This window comes from Rheinheimera sp. (assembly GCF_020217005.1).
Classification (GTDB): Bacteria; Pseudomonadota; Gammaproteobacteria; order Enterobacterales; family Alteromonadaceae; genus Pararheinheimera.
In genome coordinates this window covers 1-10000 of record NZ_JAIWOI010000257.1, presented here as the reverse complement: position 1 = coordinate 10000, position 10000 = coordinate 1, and the positions used below count along the sequence as shown (strand labels likewise).

The following is a 10000-nucleotide window of genomic DNA, read 5'->3' as shown; positions in this document are numbered from 1 at the left end:
TAGCAATGAAATCGATTACACTGCACTATAGCCGAACGCCTGATGAGCTCAGAAGAGAACATTTAATAGTCGCTGTTAGGCTTTGATTAGTTTCATGCACGTCATCAGTAGGCTGTTTTTTTCGGGGCGCGCTGATGAGTTTTTACAATAATGCCAACAGAGCATTGAATAGATAACGGGGGTAACGACTTGATCTTATCAATAAAAAACAAATCCTTAGCTGCATTTACTCTGCTTTCGGTGATTAGCATGCCGGTTCTGGCTGCAGACAATCAACTCACGGCTGAGGAAAAATCAAACGGCTGGCAATTGCTGTTTAATGGCAAAGATCTCTCACAGTGGCGCACCTTTAAAGAGCCAGCAGTAAATGCCAAGTGGATTGTAGAAGAAGGAGTCATTGCCTTAACGGCTGGTGGTGGCGGCGATTTGATCAGCAAACAAAGTTACAAGAATTTTGAGCTGACTCTCGACTGGAAAATAGCTGAAGTGGGCAACAGCGGCATTCTTATTTTAGCCGATGAAAAAGGTAAATATATTTACTCACACGCGCCGGAAATTCAGATCCTGGATAACGAACGTCACCCGGATAACAAACTGGCTACTCACCTCTCAGGATCGTTGTACGACATGATCGCCTCCCCTGAGCAGTCGCACAAAAAAGCAGGTGAATGGAACACGACTAAAATCCGCCTGGAGAACTCGGCTTTAACGGTTTGGCAAAACGCAGTGCAAACAGCCAAAGTGACGATAGGCAGCGATGAATGGAACCGCTTGATAGCAAAAAGTAAGTTTGCCGACTGGCCAGGTTTTGCTAAAGCAAGCGAAGGTCATATAGGTTTACAGGACCATGGCGATAGAGTCTGGTTCAAAAATATCAAAATAAAAGAGCTGAATTAATGAAAGATTTTGATTTTGAAGTGCTGGTGGTTGGGTCCGGCGCTGGTGGTTCAATGGCAGCCTATGAGCTGACCAAAGCCGGGCATAAAGTGCTGATGCTCGAAGCCGGCCGTGACTATGATCCAAAAACAGAAAGCCCGATGTTTAAACGCAACGGCGAAGCACCTTTGATGGGGGCAGGCAATAAAGATAAAGACTTCGGTTTTTACGACGCGACCGTAGATGGTGGCTGGAGCGTTCCTAATGAGCCCTATACGGCAGCGGACGGCTCTGAGTTCCTGTGGTGGCGTGCCCGTATGTTAGGTGGCCGCACCAATCACTGGGGTCGTTATTCATTACGTTTCAGCGAACACGATTTTAAAGGCAAAAGCCGTGATGGTTTAGGTGCAGACTGGCCGTTTGACTATGAAGATCTTGCCCCCTGGTACGATAAGACCGAAGCGCTAGTGGGTGTTTGTGGTACCAACACCGGCCTGGATGATATGCCGCCTTCGTCAGATGGTGTTTTGCAACCGCCGCCAAAGCCACGTATCACTGAGCTTTTAATAGCAGCAGCCGCCAAAAAATTGGGCATCCCTGTAGCACCTATGCACCGCGCTGTATTAACCCGACCTTTGGATAACAGAGCGGCTTGTTTTTATGCCACGCCTTGTGGCCATGGCTGTTCTATTGGTGCTGCTTTCCAAACCACCACTTCCCTTATTCCTATGGCCAAAGCCACGGGGAATTTGCAGGTGATCACAGACGCTATGGTGAAGTCAGTCGACACAGACGAACATGGCAAAGTGACAGGCGTAAGTTATGTGGACAAAAAAACCTCAACAGTGCACCAACTCAAAGCCAAAGCTGTGATCCTGGCCGCCAGTGCCTGTGAATCAGCCCGAATACTGCTAAATTCAAAATCAACTCGTTTCCCGAATGGCCTGGCTAACTCCAGTGGTCAGGTGGGTAAAAACCTGATGGATTCCACTGGCGCAAATATCGGTGCTATGGTGCCCGCTTTAAAAGGCCGTCCTATTTATAACGAAGATGGCCACACCGCCAACCATTTGTTTATTCCATGGTGGGGTCACAAAGCGCAGGAACGTAAAGAGCTGGACTTCCCTCGTGGCTATCACTTTGAAATTGGCGCTCGTTTTAATGAGCCAGGTGCTGGCCTGCAAGGCGATTTCCAGGGCTATGGCGTAGATTTAAAACGCCAGGTCAAACACAACTACGGCGCTTACGTCGGTTTTGCCTTGCGTGGCGAAATGGTGCCTAACGAGCATTGTTTTATGGATATAGACCCTGAAGTCAAAGACAAATGGGGTATTCCGGTCGCACGTTTTCATTGGAAATGGTCAGAGCATGAGCTGAAGCAAATAGCGCATGGTCTGAAAACAGCAAAAGCTATTTTGGCTGAAATGGGTGCTGATGTCGGTGAATTGCCTACGCCAGAGCAAGCTATTTTAAAAGGTGGCGAGATTATCCATGAAGTTGGGACCACCCGTATGGGCGCTTCGCCAAAAGATTCTGTCACTAACCAATGGGGTCAAAGCTGGGACTGCCCTAACCTCTTTGTGATGGATGGTGGCGTCTTTGCATCTAACCCGCACAAAAACTGTACCCTGACCATTATGACGCTGGCCATGCGTAATTCATCCTGGCTTTCAGCTCAGTTAAAACAAGGAGCAATCTAATGGCCAATGAGCAACACAAGATTACTGTAACTCAACTCGAGTCAGACTATAAATCCGGCATGACGAGACGCGATTCGTTAAAGCTGATGATGGCATTAGCGGCCAGCGCCTTTTTACCGGCGGCCTTAACAGGCTGTGACAGTGCGCCCGTTCATAGCACTGACGCAGGTGCAGGCTTAGCCAAAGCCAGTACTGAACACTGGCCGGATCTGAAATTAGCCCCTATTACAGCAACAGGTTATGGCAAGGATCCTAATTTAATTCAGCCACCAAAATCTCCATGGCCTTTGACCTTAACGCAAGCTCAACTGACGTTAGTGGCTGTACTGTCGGATATTCTGGTGCCACGTGAAGGCAGCGTGCCAAGCGCCTCCGAAGTGCATGTCCCTGCAGTAATTGATGAATGGGTCAGCGCCCCTTATGAGCGACAACAGCAAGACAGAGTGGTCATTTTGTCTGCTTTGGCCTGGATTGATGATGAAGCTAACATGCGTTTTAGCAAAATTTTTGTCCAGCTGACGAAAACCCAGCAAAAAGCCATTATGGACGATATAGCTTTTGATACAGCTGAAACCCCAGCTCAGTTTAAGCGCATCGCCACCGCCTTTAGCCGTTTTCGCGGTTTAGTGCTGGCCGCGTTTTTCTGCACCCCTGAAGGCATTAAAGACATAGGCTATGTCGGCAATGTACCTATTGGTGGCGATTATCCTGGCCCAACAAAAGAAGCTTATGCGCATTTGGATAAAGTACTGGCTGATTTAGGCTTAACTGAATACGCCTATCCGGTTCAGGCCTGACGAAGCCAATTGCGACCTGATGTAGAGATGACCTTAAGCTATATCAGCTTGAGGTTTTGATTGTGACTAAGATGGGCGGGGATCAACTCCGCCCTTACAATAATTGACTTTTACCCTAGCAAGTCTCCTGAACAACACAGCCCGTTTTTTTCAATCCCAATGCATAGTTACATCCTACCCAGCTTAAATCCGCACTGAACCACGAAAGCCCCGGGCGGCATAATAGGATTGTGCACCATTGTGGTAGATAAAGACCCGGCCATAACGAAAGTCCGCAAAAATGGCGCCATCCAAAGCGCGAATATCTTGAGGTGTCGCTAACCAGCTAGAGGTTTTGCAATCGAACGGGCCAAACTGCTGTAGGTACCGATAGTCATCTTCATTAAGCAGTTGAATGCCCATAGCAGCCGCCATATCAAGCGCGCTGTTGGCCGGTTTATGCTCTTTTCGGGCATCCAATGCTGCCCTGTCGTAACACAAACTACGACGGCCTATTGGACTTTCGGCCGCGCAATCAAAAAAAGTCACGGCACCACTGTGCTCATCAAAAGCAACTACATCAGGTTCGCCGCCGGTAGCTTCCATCTGCAAAAGAGAAGCAAGTTTTTCCTGACTAGCTTCAAGCCTTAGCTGAACCAGGCTCCAATCCAGATCGAAATGGCGGTGTTTGTGCTTTTCAAAGCGTGTTTTTAGCAGCTGAATAAGCTCTGTATAGTGAGAGCTATCCGAAACAGAAGTGACGCTTTTCATCTTATAGACCCAGCGCAATCTCAAGTTTTTTTGTATCGATATGGTTTTGCAGCGCAGCCAGGGCTTGGGCGACATTCGGATGAGCAAACAGTTCTTTACCTGCCACCTGACCAAAGGCATTAAAACCCTGCTCCACTGCGGCCGCCCCCTCGTATTGGATAGCTTTTTTACTTTGCTCAAGACAGGTCACAGTCATCAAGCGGGCAAACATGTCGGCCGCATCTTTATTGGCTGCATCACGCTGCGCTTGTGTTACATTGGCCATAGATGCAACGTCTGGATGCAATGCCATAGAGGTAAACATCCATTTCACCAGTAAGGCCTTATCCTTCTCTGTGGAAGACTCGACCAGACAACGTGATAAATCATCCGAATAAACTCCAGCCTGAGCACTCAGAGAAAAGCCAAGCCCTACCACTACCATCCATTTGCGTATACGAGTTTTCATCTACTCCTCCTTCTTAACCTGTTTAAGCCGCACGATCCAAAACCGTTATCTTTACCATTTATTCAGACGCTCTGTGTCTAAACTAACCCAGCGTTTCCTTACTGGCAACAAACTGCTATTAAAAATAGCGCTACTGCCGCCTATGAAAGGTAAAAAGAAAAAAAGCAGCTGTGAAATAACAGCTGCTTTTCTTAAACAACAGGAACCATCTTGACTACTATTTTAAGTCAAAGCGGTCAGCGTTCATCACTTTGTTCCAGGCTGAAACAAAGTCACGGACAAACTTTTGCTTGTTATCATGCTGGGCATAAACTTCAGCCAAAGCGCGTAGCTGAGAGTTTGAACCAAACACCAGATCAACCCTGCTCGCTGTCCATTTCACTGCGCCCGTTTTGCGATCTCTTCCCTCAAACAACTCAGCTTCGGCTGAAACCGGAGTCCAGGCTGTGTTCATATCTAACAGATTGACAAAAAAGTCTGTGCTTAAGCTATCTGCTTGTTTGGTAAATACGCCATGTGCAGATTTATCCGCATTAGTATTTAGTACTCGCAGGCCACCGATCAGAGCTGTCATTTGTGGTGCAGTTAAGGTTAATAACTGAGCCTTATCCAGTAATAATTCTTCAGCTTTCACTGAATAGCGGCCTTTAACATAGTTACGGAAACCATCAGCTATAGGCTCCAACACGGCAAAAGACTCCACATCAGTTTGCTCTTGTGTCGCATCAGTGCGACCAGGCGCAAAAGGCACCTCAATACTGACACCGGCATTTTTCGCCGCTTGCTCTACAGCCGCAGCGCCAGCGAGAACAATCAAATCGGCGACAGAAACCTTACGGTTTGCTGACTGCTGGTTAAAGGCGGCCTGAATTTGCTCCAATACAGTTAATACTTTACTGAGCATTGCAGGTTGATTCACAGCCCAATCTTTTTGCGGCGCCAGACGAATACGGCCACCGTTAGCGCCACCGCGTTTATCTGAGCCACGGAAAGTGGAAGCCGAAGCCCATGCCACAGACACGAGTTCTGAGATAGCTAAACCTGACGCCAGTACCTTAGTTTTTAGAGCTGCAATGTCCTGAGTGTTAATTAGTTCATGGCTTACTGCTGGCACAGGATCTTGCCAAATTAACTCTTCGGCCGGTACTTCAGGTCCTAAATAACGCGCTAGAGGCCCCATATCACGGTGAGTCAATTTAAACCAGGCACGAGCAAAGACCTCAGCAAACTCCTGAGGATTCTGGTGGAAGCGACGTGAAATAGGTTCGTAAATCGGGTCCATTTTCAGCGCCAAATCCGCTGTAGTCATCATAGGGGCATGACGAGTGCCAGGATCATGTGCATCAGGTACTGCAGTGGCTGCTGATTCGTCTGTTGGGATCCACTGGTGAGCGCCTGCGGGGCTTTTCACCAGCTTCCAGTCATAGCCAAATAAGGTATCGAAATAGCTGTGATCCCATTGAGTTGGTGTTGGAGTCCAGGCGCCTTCAATACCGCTGGTCGTCGTATGTACACCTTTGCCAGTACCAAAAGCGTTTTTCCAACCCAGTCCCATCTCTTCCAGTGGCGCAGCTTCAGGTTCAGGGCCAACTAACGCGGCATCGCCAGCACCATGGCACTTACCAAAAGTATGACCACCTGCGACCAGGGCTACAGTTTCTTCGTCATTCATTGCCATACGGGCAAAAGTTTCACGAATATCACGGCCCGAAGCGACGGGATCAGGATTACCATTAGGACCTTCCGGGTTGACATAGATCAGACCCATCTGCACTGCCGCCAGTGGATTCTCTAATTCCCGGTCACCTGCATAACGTTTATCACCTAACCATTCAGTTTCCACGCCCCAATAAATATCTTCCTCCGGAGCCCAGATATCTTCGCGCCCGCCGGCATAGCCAAAGGTTTTAAATCCCATAGATTCAAGAGCGCAGTTACCGGCCAGAATCATTAAATCAGCCCAAGACAACTGGTTGCCGTACTTTTGTTTGATTGGCCAGAGTAAGCGGCGGGCTTTGTCTAAATTACCGTTATCAGGCCAGCTGTTCAGTGGAGCAAAACGTTGAGAGCCTGATGAGGCGCCGCCGCGGCCATCAGAAGTACGGTAAGTACCGGCACTGTGCCAGGCCATACGAATAAATAACGGACCATAATGACCATAATCTGCCGGCCACCAGTCCTGAGAGTCGGTCATCAGTGCATACAGATCTTGTTTTACTGCCGCCAAATCCAGTTTTTTAAAAGCTTCGGCGTAGTTAAAGGGTTGATCCATAGGATCGGATAACGTTGAGTGTTGATGTAAGATGCTTAAATTCAGCTGATTTGGCCACCAGTCACGATTTGAAGTGCCACCAGCAGCTGACTTCGTTAAAGCGCCGTGCATTACAGGGCATTTGCCCTTTGTATTGTTTTCCATCTGTAACTCCAATTGTTGCTGTTATAAGGGTTAAACCCTATGAAAAGGCGATAACTCTGCAATCGGAACCTGCACATCCACGCGTGTTATCGTTTAATTATCAGGTTGTGTAGCTTCAGCATCCTGGATCGGACTATGCGCTGTAATCAGAGACCACAGTTACACTGCAAGATTCAAAATACTTATCTTCAGCACGAGTCTACAGCAATAAAAGGAAGGTACTTAATGAAAAAATTCAATACCTTAAATCACTATTTCAGATGCTACAAAACAAAAATAAATCGAAGGGATATTATAAAGGTAGCCTAAGAGTTACGGATGACAAACCAATGAAGGCAAAGACTCAAACGCTGAGTCACCTGGGTAAGGTGACAATTTTTACGGCAAAACAAATAAAAAAAACGCGCTTAGCAGCAATCTAAGCGCGTTAAAGGGGGTTACGTTTTCACAACAAGAAATCAGCAACAAAACTCAGTGGTAACAAGCTCAGCAAGGCTTATTACTGCTGTTGACCCTACTATTTGGTGTAAACAGCACCGCTCAAATTTAAAGCGCGGCCAATCTGAGCTAAGAACTGATTGATTCGACGCACCAGCAGCAGAGAAGATACGCTGCGCTCTGTCGTGCTCAGGTTTGATTTTTCTACTGTGGTATTGATACTGTTCATGTCCAACCTCGTTAAGTCTGGGAAAGTGTTCATCCGAAAACGAGCACATTATGCTGCAAATTTAACCAACCGACCAACGAGATAATTTGCAGTCTTGGCATTAGTTTTTCTAATGCAAAATAATAAGAAGAGTCATAATTTATTCAGCTTGTTTTCATATTCAAAATTCAACCACCCTAACAAAAGGCAATATAAATGCTGGAAAAGCAGTTAATTATGCAAAAATTCCAGTTCTAATCTAAGAGAAAAGGCCTAACTATTTTATAGTTATGCCTTTTTACATACAGGCTATAAATTAGCTGTTTTAATAAAAACAAAAGGTACAAGCCATACAACCATTCTGATTTCTGCTGCTTAATTAAGCAGCCAGTTCATCTGAAGTATCAGCCACTTCAGTCAGTGCCGGAGCTGCTTTTTCATAGCCTGAGGCCCCCTGATCTTTTGCCTTGTCTTTTGCCTGCTCTTTCTCTGCCAGCGGAGCTTTGTTGCCCTTGGTTTTTTGATTTAATGTTTGGATCACCAAGTCCTTTTGCTGAGCTAAATACAAGGCTAAATCTTCACGTTGTCGCTCATCCGGGAGTAATTCACTTTGCCCGAGCATGACGAAGAGTTCATCAGCAATATCCAGCATCCTGTCATAGGCGTCTGCTTCAGGCTTTGAACTAAATGTCATTTTTTCTACTCCAGCACGTTCAACTATGTATTTAATAATAACAGCCATAAATCCTCCTACGTTTGATACTGATTATTTATACAGTATGCACTGTATTTTTGTCCAGCTGTTTTTCTAAAAATACGCATCGCCTCTTTTCCGCTTTTGCCGTAGCATAAAGTCATGAGTAAACCCTTCATGGGCTTAAGAATTTCAGGCTAGTGTCAGAAGGATTTTGTATGCAGCATCTGTGGGCTGAACGCCGTCTTGCCGAAAACAGTCAGAGACCAAATGATCACCGCACCCCATGGCAAAGAGACAGAGCCAGAATTCTGCACTCTGCGGCCTTTCGTCGGCTGCAGGCTAAAACTCAGATCATGGGGATAGGCCAGAATGACTTCTACCGCACTCGCCTGACTCATTCTTTAGAGGCCGCTCAAATAGGCACGGCTTTGGTAGCGCAATTAAGTTACCAGCAAGAGGATCCGGCGCTTCGGGCCTTGTTAGCGCAAGACAGCCTGATGGAAGCTTTGTGTCTGGCGCATGACTTAGGCCATCCGCCTTTTGGTCATGGCGGTGAAAAAGCACTAAATGCTTGTATGCAGCCTTTTGGCGGCTTTGAAGGCAATGGCCAAACCTTGCGTATTGTCGGCAAACTGGAACCTTACACCGCCAGCGGTGGTATGAATTTAAGCCGCCGTACTTTATTAGGATTATTAAAATATCCAATAGTACAACCTGTGGTTGAGCAGGTAGAGCAAGGACTGACAGTCAAACCCTGCAAAGCCATTTATGCCGCAGACAGCGATTTACTCGACTGGATCTTAAGTCCTTTATCGGAGTCGGACCGCAACGCTTTTCAGCGCACTGAAAAATTAAACAAAGCTCCATTTTTAAAGTCGCTGCATAAATCGCTGGACGCCTCCATTATGGAACTTGCCGATGATATAGCCTACGGCGTGCATGATTTGGAAGATGCGATAGTTACAGGCACTGTCAGTATCGAACACTGGCGTCGCCTGGCTGAACCTGAAATGGCCAAACTGCCGACGGATATTGCCAGCGCGTTAAAACATATCAGTCAGAAATTATTTATACCCGAACATCATATTCGTAAAGATGCTATAGGTGCGCTGGTGAATTTGCTGATCACCAGTATCGAGATGTATCAGTCGCTGCCCGACACTCAGGATCCGCTAATTCGTTACAATGCCCGTCTGCCAGAGCCACAGCAACAGTTATTGCAGTTGTTAAAACACTTTGTCTATGAGGCGGTGATTTTATCGCCGCAGGTACAAAGGGGTGAATACAAAGGTCAGCAAATTGTCCGCTCTTTATTTGACGCCTTTAGTTCAGAGGCTGAGCGTTTATTGCCAGCCAACAGCAAAAACCGCTGGCAACTGGCGGACAGCGAACAGAACAAGATGCGTGTTATTTGTGATTATGTGGCAGGTATGACAGATGAGTACGCGCTGCGTATGCATCAGCAACTATTTGCCGCTTCTTTATAAGTTTTATGGTTAAAGTTTTGTAGCCGCAGTGCTTAAAGTTAGATGTGAGGAAACAATTCGGGTGACAGTATCGACACTAAGAGTACTGGCGGGAGCCACTGCCTTTGCACATCTGCAGCAACATGGCTTACGTCAGCAGGATATCAGTTTAGTTTTAGGCGCCAGCGGTGGTCCAAAATGGTT

Annotated in this window: 9 protein-coding genes; 4 read left to right on the top strand and 5 right to left on the bottom strand. The window is 46.8% G+C overall.

Going from position 1 to position 10000, the window contains the following annotated elements; genetic code table 11:
- The first annotated feature begins 249 nt into the window (after positions 1-249).
- From LDL40_RS12595 to LDL40_RS12585, 3 genes are read left to right on the top strand one after another with little or no spacing between them, the layout of a single operon-like run.
- Positions 250-897 (top strand): DUF1080 domain-containing protein, encoded by a 648-nt coding sequence (locus tag LDL40_RS12595; RefSeq protein ID WP_300995728.1) that lies wholly within the window; start codon positions 250-252, stop codon positions 895-897.
- A complete protein-coding gene (locus LDL40_RS12590) occupies positions 897-2576 on the top strand; it encodes a GMC family oxidoreductase (RefSeq protein WP_300995727.1) in 1680 nt (559 codons plus the stop codon). The genes LDL40_RS12595 and LDL40_RS12590 overlap by 1 nt, the downstream gene beginning before the upstream one ends.
- The gene (locus tag LDL40_RS12585; protein WP_300995726.1) at positions 2576-3373 is read left to right on the top strand and encodes a gluconate 2-dehydrogenase subunit 3 family protein; all 798 of its coding nucleotides are present in this window, start codon (positions 2576-2578) and stop codon (positions 3371-3373) included. Before LDL40_RS12590 ends, LDL40_RS12585 begins: the two co-directional genes overlap by 1 nt.
- A 183-nt stretch (positions 3374-3556) precedes the next feature.
- Here the strand turns inward: LDL40_RS12585 and LDL40_RS12580 are convergent, their stop codons facing one another.
- The 5 genes from LDL40_RS12580 to LDL40_RS18795 all read right to left on the bottom strand — a co-directional run bounded on the left by LDL40_RS12580 (position 3557) and on the right by LDL40_RS18795 (position 8375).
- Positions 3557-4123, bottom strand: coding sequence for a DUF4256 domain-containing protein (locus LDL40_RS12580; RefSeq protein ID WP_300995725.1), 567 nt, complete (start codon positions 4121-4123; stop codon positions 3557-3559).
- 1 nt (position 4124) lies between these two features.
- Positions 4125-4571 carry a hypothetical protein gene (locus tag LDL40_RS12575; protein WP_300995724.1) on the bottom strand — a complete coding sequence of 149 codons (447 nt, stop codon included), beginning with the start codon at positions 4569-4571 and terminating at the stop codon, positions 4125-4127.
- Positions 4572-4788: 217 nt separating this feature from the next.
- The gene (katG, locus tag LDL40_RS12570) at positions 4789-6987 is read right to left on the bottom strand and encodes a catalase/peroxidase HPI (protein WP_300995723.1); all 2199 of its coding nucleotides are present in this window, start codon (positions 6985-6987) and stop codon (positions 4789-4791) included.
- A gap of 517 nt (positions 6988-7504) precedes the next feature.
- Positions 7505-7654 (bottom strand): hypothetical protein, encoded by a 150-nt coding sequence (locus LDL40_RS12565; RefSeq protein WP_300995722.1) that lies wholly within the window; start codon positions 7652-7654, stop codon positions 7505-7507.
- A 358-nt stretch (positions 7655-8012) separates the two neighbouring features.
- The gene (locus tag LDL40_RS18795) at positions 8013-8375 is read right to left on the bottom strand and encodes a YebG family protein (RefSeq protein WP_367304321.1); all 363 of its coding nucleotides are present in this window, start codon (positions 8373-8375) and stop codon (positions 8013-8015) included.
- A 170-nt stretch (positions 8376-8545) separates the two neighbouring features.
- On the opposite strand from LDL40_RS18795, the gene LDL40_RS12555 reads away from it, so the two are divergent.
- Positions 8546-9817: an anti-phage deoxyguanosine triphosphatase gene (locus tag LDL40_RS12555; RefSeq protein ID WP_300995721.1), complete on the top strand. Its 1272-nt coding sequence runs from the start codon at positions 8546-8548 to the stop codon at positions 9815-9817.
- Positions 9818-10000 lie beyond the last annotated feature (183 nt).

Coding starts and splice junctions, on each gene's coding strand:
- LDL40_RS12595 (WP_300995728.1), top strand. CDS start 250: ATGCCGGTTCTGGCTGCAGACAATCAACTCACGGCTGAGGAAAAATCA.
- LDL40_RS12590 (WP_300995727.1), top strand. CDS start 897: ATGAAAGATTTTGATTTTGAAGTGCTGGTGGTTGGGTCCGGCGCTGGT.
- LDL40_RS12585 (WP_300995726.1), top strand. CDS start 2,576: ATGGCCAATGAGCAACACAAGATTACTGTAACTCAACTCGAGTCAGAC.
- LDL40_RS12580 (WP_300995725.1), bottom strand. CDS start 4,123: ATGAAAAGCGTCACTTCTGTTTCGGATAGCTCTCACTATACAGAGCTT.
- LDL40_RS12575 (WP_300995724.1), bottom strand. CDS start 4,571: ATGAAAACTCGTATACGCAAATGGATGGTAGTGGTAGGGCTTGGCTTT.
- katG (WP_300995723.1), bottom strand. CDS start 6,987: ATGGAAAACAATACAAAGGGCAAATGCCCTGTAATGCACGGCGCTTTA.
- LDL40_RS12565 (WP_300995722.1), bottom strand. CDS start 7,654: ATGAACAGTATCAATACCACAGTAGAAAAATCAAACCTGAGCACGACA.
- LDL40_RS18795 (WP_367304321.1), bottom strand. CDS start 8,375: ATGGCTGTTATTATTAAATACATAGTTGAACGTGCTGGAGTAGAAAAA.
- LDL40_RS12555 (WP_300995721.1), top strand. CDS start 8,546: ATGCAGCATCTGTGGGCTGAACGCCGTCTTGCCGAAAACAGTCAGAGA.